Raw genomic sequence first — 22,322 nt, 5'->3', positions numbered from 1 at the left:
GCAAGGAATAGTGATGGAATTTTTGTATTCTAATAAAGATAGTGATTTAAGAAGAAAGTTTTTTGATTTTTTTTTAGGTAATGTTAGTCAAGATGGTTTTGCTAGTATTGGAGTTTGTGGTGGTAGGAGTATTATTTCTTTTCTTGATGTCTTTAATGAACAGAACTATTCTTTTAAAAAATCACATTTTTTTTTGGTAGATGAACGTTGTGTTGATTTGAATAGTGATTATAGTAATTTTAAACTTTTAAGTGAAGGATTTTTTTCTAAGATGATGGAAAAGAATTTGATTTGTGGTTCTAATTTGCATCCGTTTATTTACAGTGAATTTGATGAAGCATTATCTATTCATAATTATAATATTGAATTCAATTCTAGATTTACAAGGTTAGACTTTTGCATTTTATCTGTTGGCGAGGATGGTCACATTGCTTCTCTTTTTCCTTCAAAAAAACTTTTGTTCTCTGAGATGGAGGGATATCAATATGAGTATGATTCACCAAAGATTCCGAGTAAGCGAATTAGCTTGACACCTAAATCTTTGCTTGCATCTAGAGCTGCTGTGTTACTATTTATTGGTCATGAAAAAAAAGATGCTTTAGAAAATTTTTTAAATTCAGAAATTTCTTTGAGGAGGTGTCCAGCTAAGATTTTCAAGGACCATTCGAGTTTATTAGTTCTTACAAATATTGAGGGAGTATATGCAGGATCCTAGGCTTTTTAAATATCAAAGTGCAAAAAATTTAGGAGTAAACTCTTTTACGAATGCTGAAAAAGGGAGTTTGCATAATGATTTTTCCGATTCTGAGATACAAGGTTCACTTCTTAAATCGTGGGTTGATCTTATTAGAAGAAGAAAGAGAGAGAGTTCTGGTGAATCAAATCCTTCTAAGAGAGGGATTGAAAAGTCAGGATTTATTCGTAAAGAGAGTAAGGTATCAAAAATAGCAAAGTACTTCTTAGCTATTGGTCTTGAAAGATCGGCAGAGATTATGGCTGAGCTTGATGATGCTGATATAATTGCAATTACTAGGGAAATTACGAAAGTTAAGTATATTACTCCTGATGATAAAAAACGCATTATTAAAGAATTTGAAGAGTTAGTAAGAAGTGAGAAAAAATATTTAAAAATTGATGATAAGTTTGCTTATGAGTTATTGAATAAATCTTTAAGTAAGGCAAAGGCGAGGGAGATTTATAAAAAAGTTACAGGAGTTGATTTGTTTTTGCCTTTTGATTACTTGTCTGGTATTGAGAATGAGCAACTTTGGGCATTAATTAGCAAAGAAAATATTAAAACACTATTGATAGTATATTATTATTTAACCAAAGAACAGAAAAAATATGTTTTTTCTATGTTGGAAAAGGATATTAAGAAACTGTTTATTAAGGAGCTTGCTAAGCCAAGGCAATTAAATATGGATATGGTTGAGATTATTTCTGATAGATTGAAGAGCAGATTTGAAATGCAGGGAAAGCTTAAGACAGAAAAATTGGATGGTTCTAAAATACTTGTTGATATTTTAAGCTACATGGATTCTGAGGATGAAAAAAATCTTTTGAGTAAGATTGATCTGAAATCTTTAGATCCTATTAAGGATAGTGAAATTAAAGAAAAAATATTTGACATTAATGTAATACTTAGGATTACAGATAATGATATGCATAATATTTTAAGAAGATTTTCAGATAACGATATCGCGATTATTATTAAAGATAAGAGTAATGAAGTTAGGGATAAAATTCTTTTCAACGTTTCAAGAAGGCGTAAGGATATTATCTTAGAAGAAGAGTCTTTTTTAAAGAAAGTCAAGAAGAGAGATATAAAGGCAATGACTACATCTTTTGTTAAGTATATTAAGGAATTAACTTTAAATGGTAAGTTGACAATATATAGAAAGAATGAGGAGTTTGTTTAGTGAAACTTGATGAATTACGTAGAAAGTATATAGAATTTTTTAGGAGTAAAGGTCATTGTGAAATTGCAGGAAAGTCTTTAATTCCTGATAATGATTCTACAGTTCTTTTTAATACGGCTGGCATGCAGCCTCTTGTACCTTATCTGCTTGGAGAGATACATCCATCTGGAGATATGTTAGTTAATGTTCAGAAATGTTTAAGAACAGGAGACATTGATGAAGTGGGAGATCTGAGCCATTTAACTTTTTTTGAGATGCTTGGAAATTGGTCTCTTGGTGCTTATTTTAAAGAACTTTCTGTAAAATATAGTTTTGAGTTTTTAACTTCGCCTGATTATTTAAATATTTCAAAAGATAAACTTTATGTTAGTGTTTTTGAGGGTGATGAGAATGTGCCTCGGGATATAGAGACTGCTAAGGTGTGGGAAGGTCTTGGAATACCTAAAGATAGAATATTTTATCTCTCAAGAGAGCATAATTTTTGGGGGCCTGTTGGGAATATAGGACCTTGTGGGCCAGATACTGAAATATTTGTGGATACGGGTAAAGAGAAATGTTCCAGTACATGTGATATTACATGTGCTTGTGGTAAGTATTTTGAGATTTGGAATAATGTTTTTATGCAATATAAAAGAGATGAAAATGGGAATTACGAAGAACTGGATCGGAAATGCGTGGATACAGGCATGGGAATTGAGAGGACAATTACTTTTTTACAAGGAAAGTCTTCAGTTTATGACACAGATGCTTTTAAACCGATAATTGATAAGATAGGGGAATTTTCTGGTAAGATTTATGGACAGAATTTAAAAGATGATAGAGCTATTCGAATAATTGCTGATCATATTAAAGCTAGTTGTTTTATTTTAGCTGATAATTTTTCATTTCTTCCTTCTAATGTGGGACAAGGTTATGTTTTGAGAAGGGTAATTAGGAGGGCCATTAGATATGCAAAGAAACTTGGAATGGAATCTTATGTTTTAGCAGATCTTGTTGATTCGGTTGAAGATGTTTATAAGTCTTTTTATAAGGAGTTAACAGAAAAGAAAGATTTTATTAAGGCTGAGTTAAATGTAGAGGAAGAAAAATTTTTAAAGACTTTGCGTCATGGTGAGCAAGAGTTTCTTAAATTAATTCATAAGTTACCATCAAAAGTAATTCCTGGTGATATTTCTTTTAAACTTTACGATACTTATGGGTTTCCTTATGAAATAACGGAAGAACTTGCAGCCGAACATGGGTTTAGTGTAGATAAAACAGGCTTTGAAGAGCATTTTAAAAAGCATCAGGAAATTTCTAAGAAAGGACTTGATAAGATCTTTAAAGGAGGACTTTCAGATTGTACATATGAAACTACTAAGTTACATACAGCTACTCATTTGCTTCATAAGGCGCTTCAGTTAGTTTTAGGTGATCATGTAAGACAGAAGGGTAGCAATATTACTGCTGAGAGGCTAAGATTTGATTTTAATCATCCTTGTAAGATGACAGATAGTGAGATAAAGAGAGTTGAAGATTTGGTTAATTTACAGATTAAAAATAAATTGTCTGTAAAGCGATTTGTGATGAGTCTGGATGATGCTGTAGCCAAGGGTGCTATGGCTCTATTTGGTGAAAAATATGAAGATATTGTAAGTGTATATGAAATAGATGGGTTTTCAATTGAAGTTTGTGGTGGTCCACATGTTAAGAATACTGGTGAGCTTGGTACTTTTAAGATACAAAAAGAACAAGCTTCATCTTCAGGTGTAAGAAGAATAAAGGCAGTTCTGCTCGATTGATTACTTAAGAATTAATGGAGGATACTTTATGTTTAAATATTTAGGTGATTATTTGTTGACTTTGCATCCTATTTTTTTAGGATTTTTAGGTTCTACTTTTACTTGGTTTACTACAGCTTTTGGAGCTGCTGCTGTTTTTTGTTTCAGAAGAGTAAATAATAAAATAATGGATGCTATGCTTGGTTTTTCAGCAGGCATTATGATTGCTGCTAGTTTTTTTTCACTTATTAAACCAGCAATAGAGATGGCAGAAAGTCTTGGTTATGTTGTATGGATACCAGCAGTTTTTGGGTTTCTTTTGGGAGCATTTTTTATATATATTGTGGATGTATTTGTGCCAGATCTTGATAAGCTAACATTTATTGATGAAGATTTAACAAGACATGGTAAAAAGGATTTTTTGCTTTTTACAGCTGTTACGTTACATAATTTTCCAGAAGGACTTGCTGTTGGGGTTGCTTTTGGTGCTTTAGCTTCTTCTCCTGATATTCATACTTTAGTTGGAGCCATGATTCTTACATTGGGGATTGGTATTCAGAATATTCCAGAAGGTGCAGCAATTTCTTTGCCTTTAAGGCGAGGTAATGTTACTTTATGGAAGTGTTTTAATTATGGTCAGATGTCAGGTTTAGTAGAAATTGTTGGGGGATTTTTGGGGTCTTATGCAGTTTATACTTTTACTAGAATTTTACCCTTTGCTCTATCTTTTTCTGCAGGAGCAATGATTTATGTTTCAATTGAGCAATTGATACCTGAGGCTAAAAGAAAGGATATTGATAATAAAGTCCCAACCATATTTGGAGTGATTGGATTTTCTTTAATGATGTTTCTTGATGTTTCTTTAGGTTAATTAGCCGAATTTACCAGTAATGTATTCTTCTGTCTTAATATTTTTAGGATTGAAGAATAGTTCATCTGTTTGGCTTTCTTCTTCAATATAACCATTAAGAAAGAATGCAGTTCTATCAGATATACGTCCAGCTTGTTGCATATTATGAGTTACTATGATAATTGTATAACTTTCTTTTAAATTTATTATTAACTCTTCAATTTTACCTGTTGAGATTGGATCAAGAGCGGAAGTAGGCTCATCCATTAGTATTACATTTGGTTCAATTGCTAAAGTTCTTGCAATACAGAGTCTTTGTTGTTGTCCTCCTGAAAGACTTAAGGCATTGCTATTAAGTTTATCTTTTACTTCATTCCATAGTGCGGCTTTTATTAGAGATTTTTCAACTATTTCATCAAGCTTTTTTTTATCTTTAATTCCGTGGATTTTAGGTCCGTAACTTATATTGTCATAAACTGACATTAGGAATGGATTGGGAGTTTGGAAAACCATTCCAATTTTTCTTCTAAGTTCTAGAACATCGAAATTATTGGAGTAAATACTTTTACCTTCATACATTACTTTTCCTTCTATTTTAACGCCTTCTACTAGATCATTCATTCTGTTAAGTGTTCTAAGGAATGTTGATTTTCCGCAACCTGATGGTCCTATTAAGGCTGTAATGCTATTTCTTAATATTGATATATTAATATTATTTAATGCTTTAAAATCTGTGTAAAATAGGTTTAAATTTTCTGTTTTAATAATTGCTTTGTCTTGATTCATTTACTTAATCCTATATAGTCTATTGATTAAAAATTTTGATATTAAATTTATTGCAAGTATCATTATTATGAGTATTGATGCTGTTGCAAAACCTTTATCTAAATATCCTTCTTGGAATAGTAAGAGTAGATGTACAGTTAAACTTCTTGAAGGTTCATTTAAAGTACTTGCAAGTCCTAAATTTGTTCCCATTGTAAAAAGGAGTATAGCGGTTTCTCCAAGAGCACGTCCTATTGCAAGCACGATTCCTGTTAATATACCTGGGCTAGAGGCGGGTAGTAAGATTTTAATTATAGTTTCTGTTTTATTAGCACCCAGAGCAACCGAAGCATATTTGTATGATTTGGGAATTGATTTTAATGCTTCCTCAGTTGTTTTAATAATCATTGGTAATATCATTAAAGAACTTGTTAATGCTCCAGAAAGTATTCCCATGCCAAAAATTGGAACAAAAAAGATAAGTCCAAAGATTCCAAAAATAATAGCAGGAATGGATGATAAGATATCAACATTCATAGATACTGTTTTATAAAGTACTTTGTTTGAGGCATATTCGGCAAGCATTATCCCTGTAGCAATTCCTATCGAAATTGAGATTATTGCTGTTAGTAATATAACGTAGAATGTGTTTAAGATTAAATAAGAAATTCCTCCATATCTTCCAGAATTTCTTGGAGTAGATAGTATGAAATTTAGGTTTAAAGGCATACTTTTTTTCATATAATATAATTTAAGAAAGGGTGCATTACTTTTATAGAAAGAATGCCAAGGAACAACTGCGATTGTTCCTTCGTGTTTTTCTACTGCTTGTATTACATTTTGATTGTAATCTGGACATTTTATGATATTCAATTTAATGTCTTTAGATATTAATTCATTCCAATCTGTCTTTCCTATGAGTAACTTCTTTATCTCATTAAGGCCCAAAGTATTAATAATTGCGTTTTCACTTTTTTTTAGTGTCTTTTTGCCTACTAAGATAGACATAGATCTGATTTTTAGGGATTTAATCTCTGAATATTTTTTAAAATCTAATTTTTCGAGTTCTTCTTTTGTTATGTAACCAATGGCTCCTGCTGTTTTATTGATAGTTTCTATCATCTTTTCATTTGATTCTACAATATTTATATACCTTTTGTTGAACTGATTGTCTTTGGTGAAAGTTTGTAGTATGATCTTAGTGGGTAGGCTTGACTGTGAGCTTGCAATTGGAACTATGTCTATACTTTGATCTGATATGCTTCCCCAATGTGAAATTTTATTGTTGTATATATTATAGATATCTTGAGTGGTAATTTCTTCTGTTTTTATGCTATTATTAACAATAAAGGTGATTTTAATTATTTTATTATTTGATTTAAATGGTAAAAAATGTTTTGTTTCATCTAAAAATAGTGTTTGTTTTTTACTAGTAAAGAACAATGAATTGTATACGATATAGGATATTAGAAAGAGTAGTATTGTTATCAAAGAATAAGCAATGAATTTGATTATGCAAAATGAAATCTTATTAAATAGTTTATTTGTTTTGATTGTATTCACTTGATTTTTAGCCTTTTAGATGAAGATAGAATAAAATGTTTAATTGAATTTATTATTATTACTAATACTAGCAAGACCAGGGCTGTAGAGAATAAGGATTCTTTGTGAGTTCCAGATGCATATCCTATATCTATTGCAATATTTACTGTTAGTGTTCTAATGGGTGAGAATATATTTTTTATAAATAGAGGTGAACCACCACCAACCATTAAAACTGCTATTGTCTCGCCAATAGCTCTTCCAATTGCTAGTATTACTCCTGCTAAAATGCCTCTTCTAGCTGAAGGAATCATTACTTTATATATTGTTTGCCATTCTGTTGCAGCTAGTGCAAGTGAGGCGAGTTTGTATGATTTTGGGACAGCTTTAAGTGATGTGTATGAGACACTAATTATTGTTGGGAGTATCATTATGCTTAAAACTATTACTGAGGTTATTAAATTATAACCTAAGTTATCTTCTCTTATAAAAATATTCTTTATAAGGGCAGCTATAAATGTACTTCCAAAAAATCCATATACTACGCTTGGGATTCCTGCTAAGAGTTCTGTTATAGTTTGTAATGTTTTTTGATAAATGCCTTTGGTTTTTTCAGACAGGTAAATTGCGAATCCAAGTCCAATTGGTAATGCAATTAGAACAGAGAAGAATGTTGTTAAAGCTGAGTTTATAATGAAAGATAAAATGCCGTAAGATTTTTGTAACTTACTAGTAGGATCCCAGTTTGTACTGAATAGGAAATTAAAAATTTTAATTCTATTATGCAGTAGAGGTGATATTCCACTTTTAATAATAAATAAGATTAATAATAATATTATCAAAGTACTAATTGCTGCGGATGTGAAGATAAAACAGTTGAAAGTCAATCTCACAATATTTCGTTTTGTCTTTAAGGTTAATTTCATTCTTTAAAAGAGTTCCCCTATAGAAATCACATTTTGCTAAGTCTATTTTAACTTAGATTCTTAAGTCAAGTGTGTCATAATTTTAATTATTTTCAGTTGCATGGATCCTTATGAACCCTTGTTCTTCAACAATATCTTGTCCATTTGGACTTAGCATAAAGTTGATAAATTCAAGTGTGTTTGTATCCTCAGAAATACTGCTTGTGATTGCTATTATTTTTCTCTTTATATTATATTTATCCTTTATTATTGTTTCTTTTGTAGGATATATGTTGTTTATTGAGAGTGTATGTAGACCTTTTTCTATTGCAACTCTTGCATATCCAAAACTAATGTAACCAATTGAGTAGGGTGTAAGACTAACTTTTTCAATTACTTCGCCATTGGATTTTACTACGATACTATCCTTTCTGAATTGAGCTTCTTCAGGATTTTTTAGTATTTTCTCGAGAACTAGTTCTTTAATAGATGAGTATGATCCTGATGATGAATCTCTGTTTATGAGGTTAATTTTAGCATCAGGTCCATTAATTTGTTTCCAATTCTTGATGCTTCCGTTAAGTACTTTTACTAAGTCTTCTTCTGTAATATTTGTGATCTTGACATCATGACTTGTAATAAATATTAAAGCGTCGTAAGCAATAACTGTTACTTTTGCTCCCTGAGCTATTTCTTCTTCGGTTGCGTCTCTTGAAGAAATTGCCATTTTATAAATACCATCAAATAGTCCTTTAATACCAACACTACTTCCTTGGGCATCATAAGTTACTTTAATTTGATCATTTATTTTTTGATATCGTAGGATCATTTCATCCATAATAGAGGTTGTTGAGGTAGACCCACCAATTGCAATAACATTTTCTTTGCCTTTGTTTGTGCAGTTGCTAAGTAAAAAAACTAGTAAAATGGTAAAGAGTATTTTGTTAGCTTGCATTAAATTAACTCCTTTTATAACTATATATAATATCATTAATCTTAGATAAGTCAATGAATAGTAAATATTTTGATTTTTTGATATAAGTTATTATACACATTAAAATTTGAGGTGTTAGATGGGTACGATTAAATCTGGGGATATTGAAAAAGGTTCTTTTTTACTTTTCAAAGGTATGCCACATATTGTTCTTGAGCGGGAATTTTCGAAGATGGGTAGGGGCGGCTCTATTGTAAGATTGAAGCTTAAAAATCTTAAAAATAAGTCTGTTATTAAGGAAACTTTAAAGGGTTCTGATACAGTAGAAGAAATTGAGGTGTTAGAAGTTAGTTCTCAATACCTTTACAAAGAGAATGAAAATCTTATTTTTATGGATTTGGAAACTTATGATCAATTTAATGTAAACTTAAAAGAGGTTGCAAACATTGAAGATAAAGTTCTATTTTTGCAAGAAGCTGAGGTTTATTCTCTTGTTAAATGGGATGATAAGGTGATTGATCTTAAATTGCCTTCGAAAGTTGCATTTGAAGTTGTAGATGCTGAAGTGGCTGTTAAAGGAGATACTGTAACTAATGCGATGAAGAATATTATCCTTCATACAGGATTAGTTGTAAAAGCACCTCTTTTTATTAATGTTGGAGATAAAATTTTAGTTAATTCTGAAACTAAGGAATATGCTGAGAGAGTTAAAGATTAACCTATTGTTATTATTTTTTACTATTTTCTTTTCTTGTGAACTGAATTATCCTGATATAAAGGAAGTTGATTATGTAATTAATTATTATTTTATTAAAGATAGATTTGACTATTTTATGACTTTTGATGTTGCCGTTAAAGTTTTAAATCCTAGTAATGTGATTAAATTTGTTATTGAAAATGTTGATAGTAAAGAGGTTATTGAAGTAGTTAAGGACAAATACGTTTCTTCTTTCATTAATTCTGTTCTTGGAAAAGATGTTCTTTATTGTAAAGATTTGAGATTTAATGTTGCTGATGAGACTTTTGAAAATTTTTTGGCACAAGTTCATCTTGTTGATTCTGGAATGAGAGTATATAGTAAAGATATTGTTATAAGTTTAAGTTTAGCAAAAGAAGAATTGGCTTTAGTTCATGATTATGTTTATAAATCAAAAAATATGTTTAAGTTAAATGAGATTAGTGGTAATAATTTGTATTTAATTAAGACTCCTAAAGATGAAATTAGTATTGTATATTCAGTTGTTAAGATAGATGACTTAATGAATGTTCAGCCGGATGATAGTTTGAACTTTGATACTTATATAGGATTTTATTATATAGGTAAACATTCTAATCTATTTTTTAAATTAAGTTAGTTTGGGCCCACCAGGACTTGAACCTGGGACCGCCCGATTATGAGTCGGGTGCTCTAACCAACTGAGCTATAGGCCCTGTAAGTAAAGACAAGCTAGAGAAGTCTTCTTTGAAAGCTACTAAACATATTTTATGTCCCTTGAAGCTTGAAAATACCTTAGATCATTATATTTATTTTTTATTGATTGTCAAGTTTATCAATTTCATTTTGTATGGTTTCTATTTTTGAATTTAGTGTGTTTAATTTGATCTCTATTGATTCTTTGTTTTTTATTAGTTGTTGCATCTTTACTTTCATTTTTGTAATTTCTTCTATTTTTGTTGTTTTTATTATATTTTTATTTAATTTAGATATTTGTTGATTTATATTTTTTATTACTTCTAATAATGAATTAATTGTTCCGGTTTTATTTAATCCCTTTTCTGTCTTTGACATCTCAATAAATTCTTCAGCAATTCTTTTTAAAATTAATTCTTTATTTGTCTGCATGGCATTAATAGCATGTTCTATTTTATTTTTGTTTTTAGTATTATCTTTTAGGTTTTTATGTTTAATTTCATTATTTGTTTTTATAATTTCTGCTTGAATTTCATTCATTAACCTATATTCTTCGATAATTTCTTTGCTTAAATCTTTGTTGCCTACAAATTCGTCTACTAATTTTTTTAAATTTTCTGAGAATAAATGTTCTTTTAATATTTTCTTTTCAAATTCTTTTGCCATTTTTGCCATATTTATTTTGTTTATTATATCTTTTAGCATGAATTTGATGTTCATGCTAAGCTTTTTTAAGAAGTTGATTTTTTCATTGAACTTTATTATTTCTGTTGTTTTGTATTTATGATTTTCAAGTGTTGATTTGGTAAAATTCATTTTGTATTCTAGAATTAATGATAAATTATTTGGATATTTATTTATTATTATTTCAATAATTTTTTTCAGTTTTATTTGATATGCTTTTAAAATATGTTTTTTGCTTTCTTTATAGGTTCTTACCTTTTGATGTAATTCTTTTAGTTGACTCTCATTATCTTCTGCTTTGTTTAAGTTTGATTTAAGTTGTGATATTTCTTTTTCAATGAGCTTTAGGGATGTGTAAGATTCTAATTTTTTAAGCTCTATTATATTGTTGTTTTTGAGTACTTTTCCAAGTTCAACTAATTTTTTATCTCTCTCAAGCATCAGTTTGTGAATTTTGAATTTAAGATCTTTTGTCATGATAAGCTTCCATGTTTATTTTATTTTCTGTTGACACTTTTTTCAAGCTCAAATTTAGATATTTTATGGTAAATTTTTCTTCCATGTGGACAATATTTTAGTTTAAGGTTGATAAATTCATTTATTAAAAATTGACTAAATTCAAAACCTATTATGTCGTTGCGTTTAATAGCTTGTCTGCATGCAATTGTTGCATATAAGTCGGCTTCTAGCGAATCAATTGTTTTGCTTTTTCTTGTCTTTAAAAATTGAATGATAACATTTTCATATTTATTGCAGATATTTGGAATTGATTCAAGTTGATAGGTTTGTTCCTTTGTTTTGGTAACTATAATATCTATTTTTTTATATTCTTTAAGTTCACTTACTAGTATTTTATCTATATCTTCACATTCTACTTTAAATTCAATTGGGACTAAAAGTTTTTGAATAGTTTTTTTTGAATTTATTAGGCTTTGATATATTATTTTTTCATGGAGTGCATGTTGATCTATGAAGTAGACTTCATTATCATTTTCTACTACTAAGAATTCTGAGAATAGTTGTCCCATATATCTAAGCTTATGTTTTTCTATTGGTGTTTGGGAATCATTTGGTGTTGTAGAAGTTTCTAAAAAAATTTTTTGGATTTGTTTCTTGAATGATGGCTTATCTTTTTGAATTGGATTATAATTTTCAAATTTTACCTTATCTTCTATGATGTTTGTTATTTTATTGTTTTGAGGTTTGTTTAGCATTGATGCTTCGTTTTGTGTGATTTCGTAGGCTTGAAAATCTGATTTTAGGTTGGCATCCTTGGGATATAGTAGATGGGCATCATTTGTTAGTTGTCTTTTTATTATTATGTTATGGTAGTCTTGTAAAATTTCGTTTTGTTCTCTGTCAAAGAATTCGTTAATGTTGTTTGAAATTTGCTTGGAAAGAAATGGTAAGTCAAAAAATCTTACTTCTTTTTTTTGAGGGTGTATATTAAAGTCGATATGCCTGGGATCTATTTCTAAAAATAGATAACATATTGGAAAGTTTCTACTTGTTAGTATTCTACTATGCCCGTCAATTATTGCTTCAGTTAGATTTCTCTCCTCAACGGGTCTTCTATTAATGAATATTTTTATGTTGCGTCTGTCTTTTCTTGAAAAGTTGGGTGGAGAAAGGAAGATCTTCATTTTGACATTTTCGTATTCAGCTTCTATTTTTCCAAATTTATTATTTTCTATTATTTCTCCATATACACTTTGAACTCTATCTTTTAAGCTTTCTTTAAAGTAAACTTTTCTTAATTCGTTGTTTATACTTAGCTTAAAGTTAATATTAGGATGAGTAACAGCCTTTTCTTCAAAGACTTTTAGGCACATTTTTGTCTCAACAGAATCTTTTTTTAAGAATCTTTTTCTTGCTGGAAAATTGTGAAATAGATTTGTGACATCTACTATTGTTCCATTTATTGCTGATTGTTTTTTTAGATATTTTTCAATTCCATTTTCAACTTCAATTTGGTAGCTGTCTTCTCCTGTAGTTGAACTTGTTATTATGAGATTTGCACAAATTGATATACTTGAAAGGGCTTCGCCTCTAAAACCTAGTGTTTGGATTGTTTCAAGGTCTTTTGCTTCATTTATTTTTGAAGTGGTGTGGGGTAGATAACATATCTTTAAGTCTTCCTTGCTTATTCCACTACCATTATCTGTTATTAGTATTCTTCGAATGCCACCTTCTTCAAGAAAAACTTCTATTTTATCTGCTTCAGAATCTATTGCATTGTCAAGTAATTCTCTTAAAATAGAGCAAGGCCTATCTATGGCTTCTCCTGCCGCTATTTTTTGTACTAGACTTTTATCTAGAAATTTTATTTTATTCATTTACCTAGTATTTTTATTATTGTTTTATTTTTTTTATAATTAGGAAATTTGGTAATAACTTCTTTAAGTATTTTATCATTTCCATTCTCATTATATTCTATTATGCCTAATGCATGTAGAGCTTCTGGGTTATTTGGATTGACTTTGATATATTCTTTTAACTTTTCCATGGCTCTTTTATTATCTTTAATGGCAAGCAGGGTAGTTGCAAGATTATATTTTGCTTCAAGACTTGAGTTGGCTTCTGCTTGTTGGAAAATTTCTATTGCTTTTTTATAGTTTCCTTTGTTTTTATAAAGTATGCCAAGGTTGTTTAATGCTGTTAAATGATTTTTATTTTTGATTTTTTCAAGAACCTCAATTGCTTTTAGTTCATTACCTAACTTTTCATATGCTCTTGCTAAATTGATGTGAGCTGTAATGTTGTCGGGGTTTTTTAAGATCACAGCATTGTAGAGCGGTATTGCTTCATTATAATTTTCTTTAGTCAAATAAATAGAGGCTTTTAAATATAAGTATTCGGGTTTTTCTGGATTTATATTAAGGGCTTTATTGATGATTTTTAATGATTCATTAAGATTATCATTTTCAAATTTTGCCATTGCTAGATTGTAAAATATAATATCGTTTTTCTCTTTTATCGATGCGATTGCCTTGTCTAGGTATTTTTCACCGTTTTTAAAATCTCCAAGATGGTTTGCTATGATTCCTGCTTTTGAAGCGTAGTGAGGATTTTTTGTAATTTCATAAGCTTTTTTAAAACTTAAAAAAGAATTTTGTTTGTCATTGCTTTGTTCTTCTGCTATTCCTTTTTTGTAGTAGGCAGTATCGTAATTGTGGTCGATTGCAATTGCCTTTTTGAAAGCTTCAATTGCTTGTTTTGGTTTGTTTAATAATATTAAGTTTGTTCCTATGTTTGTATATGCTTTTTTGTGCTTTGGATTTAGTAATATTGTTTTATCAAATGCTTTTATTGATTCTTCATATTTTTTAAGTTTAAATTTCATTATGCCAACTTTGTAGTGATCTTCTTCATTGTTTGTAATACTTGCAATTTTTTCGTAAATTTCTTCAGCTTTTTTAAAGTCTTTATTTTCCTCATTTGCTGATGCTATCATTTTAAGGGAGTTTAAATCTGTGAATGTTTGTCTAGATTGGTTTACATATGTTTTAGCTTCTTCTACTTTGGCTTGATTGTCTATTGAATGATCTTTAGTAGGAGAAGTTGTTTTTTTAGGGTGTTCTTGTTTTAAAAGCCCCTTTTTGAAAGGAGCTTTTTCTGTGCTAGCTGAATTTGGCTCGATATCTTGTTTTATTAACTTAATTAATAGATTAGATGCTTCTTGGTTTTTTAGTTTGTCAATGAGGTCAATGACCTTATTGAATTTAGCATCCAAGCCCTTTTTAATGAGCTTGTTGAGTCTTTCTTTGGCGAGAGAAAGATTGCCAGTATTAATGTTATCTAATATTTCATAGAGTGTTTTTTTTGTTGCATAGTTGTAAGGGCTCCTTATTGTTTCAGTTATTTGATTTTGAGGAGTATTTTTTATGTTTGTACTCTCTATTTTAGTCTTTGGTTTTTTAATAATAGAGATTTCGTTAATTTGTTTTGTTTTATTTTCTCTAAAGTCATCTGTATTCTTTTTTATAGGTTTGGCCTCATTTTGTTTTTGTGTATTTATGACTTGTTTTGGAGTGTTTAATTGATTGGTGTTAATCTTTGCTTGATTTAATTCTTTGTTGAGGTTCTCTTTTAGTTTTTTTAAGTTAAATAAATTTCTATTAGTAGTAGATTCATTGCTGTTTGAGTTTGCTTCTTGCTGTTTTACTATTTTACTTATTTTATTGCTTAGGTTTTCAGGCACTGTAGTTTGATTGAAGTCTAGAATGTCTTCTTTTTCAATTCCATTATCTTTTTTCCTATCAGCATAATTTTCTATCTTTATAGTGTCTTTGATATATTTATTATTAAAAGCAATTTCAGAATTTTCATTGTTAATAGGTATTGATTGTTCTTTTCCTTGTATTTTATCTAGTATCTGATTAGCAGTATCTCTTTGTAAATCTTTTGATTCAAAAGGACTGTTATTCGCAAGTTCTGAGAGAGTATTTTCAAGCATTGCAATGTCTGTATTTTGTGGATATTTTTCTTTTAGAATTTTTGTTATTGAATGTGCTTTTTTATAGTTTCTGTCCATAACACTATTTTTTACTTCATTTAGCATTATTTCTTGGTTATTTTTGTTTAGTCGTTCTTTATATATGTAGTAACCAAAGCCTCCAAATGAGGCAGTAAGTAATACTATTAAAATTACTAGTATGGATAAATTTTTTCTCTTATTCATCTATGTTTAACTCCTCTTGCCAATTAATTTTGTCTAATTCAATTAAAAAATCCGTTTTTAAATTGTCTTCGAATTTTTCTTTAATCATCTTTTTTTTGTTTTCTTGATCTTGTTTATTCATTTGATCTTGTTTATTCATTTGATCTTGTTTATTCATTTGATCTTGTTTATTCATTTGATTTTGTTTATTCATTTGATTTTGTTTATTCATTTGATCTTGTTTATTCATTTGATCTTGTTTATTCATTTGATTTTGTTTATTCATTTGATCTTGTTTATTCATTTGATCTTGTTTATTCATTTGATCTTGTTTATTCATTTGATCTTGTTTATTCATTTGATCTTGTTTATTCATTTGATCTTGTTTATTCATTTGATTTTGTTTATTCATTTGATCTTGTTTATTCATTTGATCTTGTTTATTCATTTGATCTTGTTTATTCATTTGATTTTGTTTATTCATTTGATCTTGTTTATTCATTTGATCTTGTTTATTCATTTGATCTTGTTTATTCATTTGATCTTGTTTATTCATTTGATCTTGTTTATTCATTTGATCTTGTTTATTCATTTGATCTTGTTTATTCATTTGATCTTGTTTATTCATTTGATCTTGTTTATTCATTTGATCTTGTTTATTCATTTGATCTTGTTTATTCATTTGATCTTGTTTATTTATTTGATCTTGTTTATTCATTTGATCTTGTTTATTCATTTGATTTTGTTTATTCATTTGATCTTGTTTATTCATTTGATCTTGTTTATTCATTTGATCTTGTTTATTCATTTGATCTTGTTTATTCATTTGATCTTGTTTATTCATTTGATCTTGTTTATTCATTTGATCTTGTTTATTCATTTGATCTTGTTTATTCATTTGATCTTGTTTATTCATTTGATTTTGTTTATTCATTTGATCTTGTTTATTCATTTGATCTTGTTTATTCATTTGATCTTGTTTATTCATTTGATCTTGTTTATTCATTTGATTTTGTTTATTCATTTGATCTTGTTTATTCATTTGATCTTGTTTATTCATTTGATCTTGTTTATTCATTTGATCTTGTTTATTCATTTGATCTTGTTTATTCATTTGATCTTGTTTATTCATTTGATCTTGTTTATTCATTTGATCTTGTTGCTGTTTTTCGGCAATATATTCATTTCTGTTCTTGAGACTTTTGTCAAGTTCTTCAAGAGCAGCTTTTTTATTTCTTAAAAGATTGATCATGTAGAGAATATCATTTTTTTTTCGCTGTCATATCTTAGTGTAATAAATTGCGAATAATCATGGATTGCCATGGTGTATGAGTCCCATGCATTTTTGTAATCTTTTTCCTTAAAATTAATTTTTCCTTGTTCGACATAGGAATTTGCTCTATTAAGAAGTGCTTTGTCATAATTGGGCATGTTTTTAACTGAGTTGGAATAATATTTGATTGCTAAATTATAGTAACCTTTGCCTCGTTTAAACATTATGTTGCCTAGTTCAAAATATAACTTGTAATCAATTTCTCCTCCTATTGCAATTCCGTCGAGAAGAGCTCCTTCTGCTTCTGTTAATTGATTATTTTCTCTGTAAGCTATTGCTAACAAGTAGTATCCGTTTTGTACTTTTGGATATTTCTGAATGGCCTCGCTGAGGATTTTTATTGCTTGTGGATAGTTTTTATTTTTTATCTCTTCTTGTCCAATCTTAATTAGTCTTTGAGAGTATGCCAAATTGTAATTCAGTATTAAGATAAGTAAGATGATTAAATTTCTAAGCAGTAATAAACGTTTTTTCATATACTTTATAAATACCATTTTATTACTTTCAAGTAAATATTTCCATATTTCATAGTATCTCGCAATCGAATTTGTTTTATTCTTTAATTAAAAATGAGATGAATTTCATTATTTCTTCTTTTTGTTCTGATGATATTGTTAGTTCCTCTTTAAATGCATCTGGTTTGGAGTAATAAGTAATATAACATATTGCAGGTAGTAATGTTTCGTTTTTAATTTTTTCTAGTTTAAATAGTAGTTCTGGTTTAATATTTTTATGTAATTTTTTAAATACCCTTGTTCTTAAAATTAATGATTTGATAAAAATATATGATTTGCAATAATTTAATCCATAGGAACTTGTTTTTTGCATTTTTATTATTTCTTTAGGTATTGTAAGTTTATCTTCATCAAGATGTAGCATTATTTCTGATATGAATTCAAAATGTTTTTTATCAATATTTGGATAGAAAGAAAGGAAGTATATAAATATTTGGTTTTGAATTTCAAAATTTTTGCTCTTAAAAAAGTTTTTTATGTCTTTTGAGTATTTTGCCTTATCATCTTTATCTGAATAAATGTAAAATGCAATCCATCCATATGTATCTATTTTGTTTATATTTTCTTTTATGTAATTTATTATGTTTTTTAGCAATATTCTTTTTATGTATTTGTTTTGAAATATTTTTGAACTTTCATATGGATTGAAGTTCATTTTTTCGAAAGATGCAAAAAATTCTTCTGCTTTAAATTTTGCTGTGATGATATCTCTTATATTTGCATTTAGATTTAGTAGTTTATGTGTTTCGATATATTCAATTGCAAAGATGAAATCTTCCCATTCATTTGGGACTTTGTCTTTAAAAAACCATCCTAAATATTGTTTTATTGCAGTTTTTTCAAGTGAAAATAAATAAGTTTTTAAAGTGTTTTGAAAATCTTTTGGGGTATATCTTGTGAATTTGCTCAAAAAGTAGTTAAAATTAGAATTTTTATTTGATCCTTTGTAAAAAATTTCATTAAGACTTAAAGTTTTGATTGTTTTTAAATATTTTAGAATCTCATCGTACTTTAAGGTTAAAACTTCGTCTATTATGTATCTGTAATTTTTGGTTAAAATTTTATTGAAAAGTGATTTTGACAAACACCCTACTGGCCAGTAGGTTAGAATGAGTAATTTTTTTAGTTTGATTACTCTACTTTGTTTTTTGCTTAAGCTTGATTTGAATAATCTTTGAAATGATTGGTTATTTCTTAGTATATATTTAATTTTTTCTTTGTTTTGATATTTTACAGCTATTAGTATATCTATTGTTGGTTCTAGATTTTCTGTTTTTAAGTTACTAGAGAAGTTTAGTATTAATTGTTTGTATAGTTCTTTTTTTTCTTGTGTGTATTTACTATTATTTTGTATTTCAATAATTTTTAGGAAATTGGTGGCGTTTAATTTGTATGTTATTTCATGTCTCTTACTAATAAGATTTGTTTCTTTTTTTATTTGTAATAAATTTTTTTCTCTAATTATTTCTAGTATCCATTCTTTGATCTTTTTATCTTGTGTTTCTTCGTAATAGTATTCTTCAAGTGTGACATTTATTTTATTTTTTTTAAGTTCATAATCTTGACTTATTTTGATAAGATTTTTAATTTCTTTTTCATTGAGTTTGTAAAGTTTTGATAAGATGCTATATCTTAAGATTTTTTCTTCTATGTTCATATGTATATATTTTTTTAATCTGCTAAGAGTATTGTAATATTCTTGATATTTTGTTACTATTCTCATTTATTTCCTTAGTGAGTCTTTGATTATTTGTAGTAATTTGTCATCACGTTTTGCAATTTTGATTATTGTTTCTAAATAACTTTCAACATCACCTATGTCAAGTCTTTCGCCTTCTATTTCTTTGTATAATACTTTGTTTTCAGACATTAGTTTTTTTAAAGCATAAATATGGTGATATTCTCCTTTTTGATGGAATTTAAACCCTTCTTCTAAAAATTTGAAAAATTCATTCGTGTATAAAAATCTTCCAACAGATGCTTTATTGCTTGGTTCTTTTCCCACTTCTGGTTTTTCTATAATATCTTTTACATGAATATTATCTTTATTTAATGCTATTACTCCATATCTATTGATGTTTTTAGGATTTGTAATTACAGATAATATGTTTTTTCCAGTTTTTTTATGCAGTTCTATTAATTGTGATGTTAAGGGTGGAGATCCAACGTGTAAATCATCAGGGTATGCAACTATTACGCTTTCAGTTCCTATCCAAGGTTTTGCATATAGTAAAGCATGACCGGTTCCCATCATTTCAGTTTGCCTTATAAAACTAATCTTGATATCTTTAAGCTTAATTTTATCTAGCAAATCTTGTTTGCATTCTTTGTTAAATGCAGTTTCAAGTTCAATGTCTTTATCAAAATAATTATCTAAAACTTCCTTTCTCCTTGAGGTTATTATTAGTGTTTCTTTGATTCCAGAGCTAGTGAATTCTTCAATAATGTAATCAATAGATGGTTTATTTAAGATAGGTAGCATTTCCTTTGGAATGGTTTTTGTTATAGGTAGGAACCTTGTTCCATATCCTGCTGCTAAGATAATACCTTTCATGTTACGTCTCTCTTAAGTAACATTATATCAAAAATTTGGATTGTAAATATTTAATATTTTTTAAAAATGATTTAAAATTTGCTCTTATGCATGTGAGTGCAGGTAAGTATAAGGGATGGAGGGTTGCTTTTCCTAAAACAGGTGGCGTGCGTCCTGTGATGGCTATTGTTAGGGAGGCATTTTTTTCTATTCTTTTTGATCAAGTTTTAAGATCAAATTTTCTTGATGTCTTTGCAGGTACAGGAATAATGTCTCTTGAGGCTCTAAGTAGGGGCGCTAGTCTTGCTCATCTTGTTGATTATAATAGATCTTCTAAGAATGTTTTGATTAAGAATTTTGAGGCTGTGAGTGAACCTTACAAGTTTTTTTTCAAGAAGGCTGAATTGTTTCTTAAAAATAGTAATCTTTTTTATAATCTTATTTATCTTGATCCTCCTTTTGGCTATTCTTTTAAAGAGAATTTACTTAGAATAATCTCAGAAAATAAAAGCTTAGATAAAGATGCAAAAATTATTATTCATTATCCTTCAAGGGAAAATTTGGACAGCAATATCTTGAGACTTTCTAAGTACGATTGTAGAAAATATGGAGGTTCAAGGCTTGATTTTTTTAAAGTTGTTTCCTATTTATAAGATTATTCATCTTGTATAGAAGTCAAAAATTGCAATTCATCACTTTTAAGTTCTTCGATGTTGTGTCTTAATTCAAGTTTATCAGTATTTTTAATTGGATTTTTCTTGATGTTCCCATTTTGTCCCTTTATGATAGTTTCTTTAGAATCAAGGTTTAGTATTATATCTCCAATTTTGTAGGATTTGTCATTTTGTTTTATTATGGATAAAATAGGTAAAATGCCTGTTGTGTACTCTAAAACAACTGCTTTAAATAAAGGCTCATTACAATCTTTTGTGCATACGTTTAATATTGTTCCATAGTCAAATGGTGCAAGTATTTTTAAAAAATTTTTTAGCATTTCTGAGTCAAATCTTTTATTTTTTGAGTATTTTTCTATTTTATCTTTATCCCAATAGTATTTTTCACTGTTTTTCTTTAAAAATTCGATGGCTTCTAAAGGATTAACAGGTTCCTTAATGATTATAGGATTGACCATTTCATCATAAGCATCTATTATACAGAAAATTCTAACAAGCTCGTGGGTAAATTTTTTTGTTATCAGCTCTGTACTATTTTTAATATTAAGATAATTTTTTTGTCCATTTATTATCATCTTTGTAATGGCAGAAATATCTTCTCTCATTCTGAATAAGTTTTTAGAAATATTGATACTTTTCTCTAAAATATCTATTTTAGAGAAATATTTTTCTTTTGTTGCTTTGTTTTTAAAGCTGATCTTTTCGCTTAATTTTTGTAGTATTGTGGTATGCATGAGTCCGATTGGGTGCAATAGCACTCCAAGTGCAGCTTGCAGTATGGTATCATTATCGTAGAAAAATTCTGTAAATTCTGTATAGTTTGATTTATTAATAAAAAATTTTGATGTTGAACGAGGAGCATCTTTTGCTGCTCGTTCCTTATTTAATTGTGCAATAGTTATTAAGAAGTAGATCATAGTATCAATTGCATGTGTCAATATGGAATCTCCTTCTGTTTTTATTTGTCCTCTGAAAAATTCATAATCTCTTCTGATTGAGTGTAGATACAGTTTTTTGATCTTTTTTTTATTATGAAAATTATCTGAATTTATGGTTTTTTGAAAATCGAAATAATCATATATTTTGAGTAGTATTTTTTGAATAGATATTATTTTGTGTCTTGGTAAGATCTTGAAACTGCCTTCAATTATTTCCTTATAGTAAATAGGATCAGGTTCTTTTTCCATTAGTGTGTTTAAGTTAATTATTGTTTTTCTACCTGCGATTGTAAAAATTTTATCTTTTTCTGAGAATGGTTTATATATATCTTTTAAGGCTTCCTTTAGTTCATCCTTTAGAAGGTTTATTTCATTATTTAGAAGCTCTTTATTAATTGTGTTTATTAATGTTTCATGTGGAATATTGTTATAATTATTTATTACATGTATATGTGAAACGTTGCCTTTATTGAGAAATTTAATTATCTTTTCATTTACTCTTGTACTTAACTTAGCTAGATTTCCGATATTTGAGAAGATTATATCTTCTTCTGTTAGGTTTTCTACTTTTTTTATTTCTTTGAAAATCATTGGGAGTCCTCTTAAAGCTTTAATTATTGTTATTTAAAACAATCGAATTTGCAAAGCAATGACTTTTTTCCTATGTTTTACAAACTGGATATAACTGATGTAACTATACTTATTACATAATTTCATAGTCTCTTAGTAGCTTTGGACTTTAAGTCTATTCTTACTCCTTTTAACTGAGGTTATGTTGTGTAGACAAAACTTCTTAACTTAATTGCCACCGAGGAGAATCGAACTCCTGACACAAGGATTTTCAGTCCTCTGCTCTACCGACTGAGCTACAGCGGCTGGCTTTTTTCTAATATATCAGA

At 28.3% G+C, this 22,322-nt stretch carries 17 protein-coding genes, 2 tRNA genes and 1 pseudogene; 7 read left to right on the top strand and 13 right to left on the bottom strand.

Annotated elements, in window-relative coordinates:
- The first annotated feature begins 13 nt into the window (after positions 1–13).
- The 4 genes from N187_RS01080 to N187_RS01065 are packed head-to-tail and all read left to right on the top strand — an operon-like array spanning position 14 to position 4,550.
- The gene (locus N187_RS01080) at positions 14–715 is read left to right on the top strand and encodes a 6-phosphogluconolactonase (protein ID WP_025419435.1); all 702 of its coding nucleotides are present in this window, start codon (positions 14–16) and stop codon (positions 713–715) included.
- A complete protein-coding gene (locus N187_RS01075) occupies positions 702–1,919 on the top strand; it encodes a flagellar motor switch protein FliG (protein WP_025419434.1) in 1,218 nt (405 codons plus the stop codon). The genes N187_RS01080 and N187_RS01075 overlap by 14 nt, the downstream gene beginning before the upstream one ends.
- The gene (locus N187_RS01070) at positions 1,919–3,700 is read left to right on the top strand and encodes an alanine--tRNA ligase (RefSeq protein ID WP_025419433.1); all 1,782 of its coding nucleotides are present in this window, start codon (positions 1,919–1,921) and stop codon (positions 3,698–3,700) included. Before N187_RS01075 ends, N187_RS01070 begins: the two co-directional genes overlap by 1 nt.
- A 28-nt stretch (positions 3,701–3,728) precedes the next feature.
- Positions 3,729–4,550 (top strand): ZIP family metal transporter, encoded by an 822-nt coding sequence (locus N187_RS01065; protein ID WP_025419432.1) that lies wholly within the window; start codon positions 3,729–3,731, stop codon positions 4,548–4,550.
- Here N187_RS01065 and pstB read toward each other — a convergent pair whose 3' ends face one another.
- The 4 genes from pstB to N187_RS01045 all read right to left on the bottom strand — a co-directional run bounded on the left by pstB (position 4,551) and on the right by N187_RS01045 (position 8,696).
- Positions 4,551–5,315 carry a phosphate ABC transporter ATP-binding protein PstB gene (pstB, locus tag N187_RS01060; protein ID WP_025419431.1) on the bottom strand — a complete coding sequence of 255 codons (765 nt, stop codon included), beginning with the start codon at positions 5,313–5,315 and terminating at the stop codon, positions 4,551–4,553.
- Positions 5,316–6,797 (bottom strand): phosphate ABC transporter permease PstA, encoded by a 1,482-nt coding sequence (gene pstA, locus N187_RS01055; RefSeq protein WP_407918943.1) that lies wholly within the window; start codon positions 6,795–6,797, stop codon positions 5,316–5,318.
- Between the two features lie 56 nt (positions 6,798–6,853).
- Complete coding sequence (pstC, locus tag N187_RS01050; protein WP_025419429.1) at positions 6,854–7,762, bottom strand: phosphate ABC transporter permease subunit PstC; 909 nt, start codon at positions 7,760–7,762, stop codon at positions 6,854–6,856.
- An 82-nt stretch (positions 7,763–7,844) separates the two neighbouring features.
- Positions 7,845–8,696: a PstS family phosphate ABC transporter substrate-binding protein gene (locus tag N187_RS01045; protein WP_025419428.1), complete on the bottom strand. Its 852-nt coding sequence runs from the start codon at positions 8,694–8,696 to the stop codon at positions 7,845–7,847.
- A 118-nt stretch (positions 8,697–8,814) separates the two neighbouring features.
- On the opposite strand from N187_RS01045, the gene efp reads away from it, so the two are divergent.
- Entirely contained in the window at positions 8,815–9,393 is a 579-nt protein-coding gene (gene efp, locus N187_RS01040) for an elongation factor P (protein WP_025419427.1), read from the top strand.
- The gene (locus tag N187_RS01035) at positions 9,371–10,030 is read left to right on the top strand and encodes a hypothetical protein (protein ID WP_025419426.1); all 660 of its coding nucleotides are present in this window, start codon (positions 9,371–9,373) and stop codon (positions 10,028–10,030) included. Before efp ends, N187_RS01035 begins: the two co-directional genes overlap by 23 nt.
- Before the next feature lie 2 nt (positions 10,031–10,032).
- Here the strand turns inward: N187_RS01035 and N187_RS01030 are convergent.
- The 7 genes and pseudogenes from N187_RS01030 to N187_RS01000 form a co-directional block, all read right to left on the bottom strand.
- Positions 10,033–10,106, bottom strand: a tRNA-Ile gene (locus N187_RS01030).
- 100 nt (positions 10,107–10,206) lie between these two features.
- Positions 10,207–11,247, bottom strand: coding sequence for a coiled-coil domain-containing protein (locus N187_RS01025; RefSeq protein ID WP_025419425.1), 1,041 nt, complete (start codon positions 11,245–11,247; stop codon positions 10,207–10,209).
- A 20-nt stretch (positions 11,248–11,267) separates the two neighbouring features.
- Entirely contained in the window at positions 11,268–13,106 is a 1,839-nt protein-coding gene (gene mutL / locus N187_RS01020) for a DNA mismatch repair endonuclease MutL (protein ID WP_025419424.1), read from the bottom strand.
- Positions 13,103–15,451, bottom strand: a complete 2,349-nt coding sequence (locus tag N187_RS01015) for a tetratricopeptide repeat protein (protein WP_025419423.1) — start codon at positions 15,449–15,451, stop codon at positions 13,103–13,105. The genes mutL and N187_RS01015 overlap by 4 nt, the downstream gene beginning before the upstream one ends.
- 1,152 nt (positions 15,452–16,603) lie before the next feature.
- A pseudogene (locus N187_RS04950) lies at positions 16,604–17,239 on the bottom strand (tetratricopeptide repeat protein); the annotation flags it as partial.
- 76 nt (positions 17,240–17,315) lie between these two features.
- The gene (locus N187_RS01005; RefSeq protein WP_038443354.1) at positions 17,316–19,001 is read right to left on the bottom strand and encodes a BB_0208 family protein; all 1,686 of its coding nucleotides are present in this window, start codon (positions 18,999–19,001) and stop codon (positions 17,316–17,318) included.
- Positions 19,002–19,832, bottom strand: coding sequence for a sugar phosphate nucleotidyltransferase (locus tag N187_RS01000; protein ID WP_025419422.1), 831 nt, complete (start codon positions 19,830–19,832; stop codon positions 19,002–19,004).
- 86 nt (positions 19,833–19,918) lie between these two features.
- On the opposite strand from N187_RS01000, the gene rsmD reads away from it, so the two are divergent.
- Positions 19,919–20,464 (top strand): 16S rRNA (guanine(966)-N(2))-methyltransferase RsmD, encoded by a 546-nt coding sequence (rsmD, locus tag N187_RS00995; RefSeq protein WP_172641799.1) that lies wholly within the window; start codon positions 19,919–19,921, stop codon positions 20,462–20,464.
- A gap of 2 nt (positions 20,465–20,466) precedes the next feature.
- On the opposite strand, the gene N187_RS00990 is transcribed toward rsmD, so the two are convergent.
- Together N187_RS00990 and N187_RS00985 are read right to left on the bottom strand one after the other, a co-directional pair.
- Positions 20,467–22,014 carry a hypothetical protein gene (locus N187_RS00990; RefSeq protein ID WP_025419420.1) on the bottom strand — a complete coding sequence of 516 codons (1,548 nt, stop codon included), beginning with the start codon at positions 22,012–22,014 and terminating at the stop codon, positions 20,467–20,469.
- A 212-nt stretch (positions 22,015–22,226) separates the two neighbouring features.
- Positions 22,227–22,299, bottom strand: a tRNA-Phe gene (locus N187_RS00985).
- Between the last annotated feature and the right edge of the window lie 23 nt (positions 22,300–22,322).

The sequence above is a fragment of the Borrelia anserina Es genome (assembly GCF_001936255.1).
GTDB classification, from domain to species: domain Bacteria; phylum Spirochaetota; class Spirochaetia; order Borreliales; family Borreliaceae; genus Borrelia; species Borrelia anserina.
The sequence above is the reverse complement of the archived record's forward strand: the minus strand, read 5'-3'. Positions and strand labels throughout refer to the sequence as shown.

Bases quoted from the DNA above. Each gene is read 5' to 3' on its own strand.
- N187_RS01080 (WP_025419435.1), top strand. From the start codon at position 14: ATGGAATTTTTGTATTCTAATAAAGATAGTGATTTAAGAAGAAAGTTT.
- N187_RS01075 (WP_025419434.1), top strand. From the start codon at position 702: ATGCAGGATCCTAGGCTTTTTAAATATCAAAGTGCAAAAAATTTAGGA.
- N187_RS01065 (WP_025419432.1), top strand. From the start codon at position 3,729: ATGTTTAAATATTTAGGTGATTATTTGTTGACTTTGCATCCTATTTTT.
- pstB (WP_025419431.1), bottom strand. From the start codon at position 5,315: ATGAATCAAGACAAAGCAATTATTAAAACAGAAAATTTAAACCTATTT.
- pstC (WP_025419429.1), bottom strand. From the start codon at position 7,762: ATGAAATTAACCTTAAAGACAAAACGAAATATTGTGAGATTGACTTTC.
- N187_RS01045 (WP_025419428.1), bottom strand. From the start codon at position 8,696: ATGCAAGCTAACAAAATACTCTTTACCATTTTACTAGTTTTTTTACTT.
- efp (WP_025419427.1), top strand. From the start codon at position 8,815: ATGGGTACGATTAAATCTGGGGATATTGAAAAAGGTTCTTTTTTACTT.
- N187_RS01035 (WP_025419426.1), top strand. From the start codon at position 9,371: ATGCTGAGAGAGTTAAAGATTAACCTATTGTTATTATTTTTTACTATT.
- N187_RS01025 (WP_025419425.1), bottom strand. From the start codon at position 11,247: ATGACAAAAGATCTTAAATTCAAAATTCACAAACTGATGCTTGAGAGA.
- mutL (WP_025419424.1), bottom strand. From the start codon at position 13,106: ATGAATAAAATAAAATTTCTAGATAAAAGTCTAGTACAAAAAATAGCG.
- N187_RS01015 (WP_025419423.1), bottom strand. From the start codon at position 15,451: ATGAATAAGAGAAAAAATTTATCCATACTAGTAATTTTAATAGTATTA.
- N187_RS01005 (WP_038443354.1), bottom strand. From the start codon at position 19,001: ATGAGAATAGTAACAAAATATCAAGAATATTACAATACTCTTAGCAGA.
- N187_RS01000 (WP_025419422.1), bottom strand. From the start codon at position 19,832: ATGAAAGGTATTATCTTAGCAGCAGGATATGGAACAAGGTTCCTACCT.
- rsmD (WP_172641799.1), top strand. From the start codon at position 19,919: ATGCATGTGAGTGCAGGTAAGTATAAGGGATGGAGGGTTGCTTTTCCT.
- N187_RS00990 (WP_025419420.1), bottom strand. From the start codon at position 22,014: ATGATTTTCAAAGAAATAAAAAAAGTAGAAAACCTAACAGAAGAAGAT.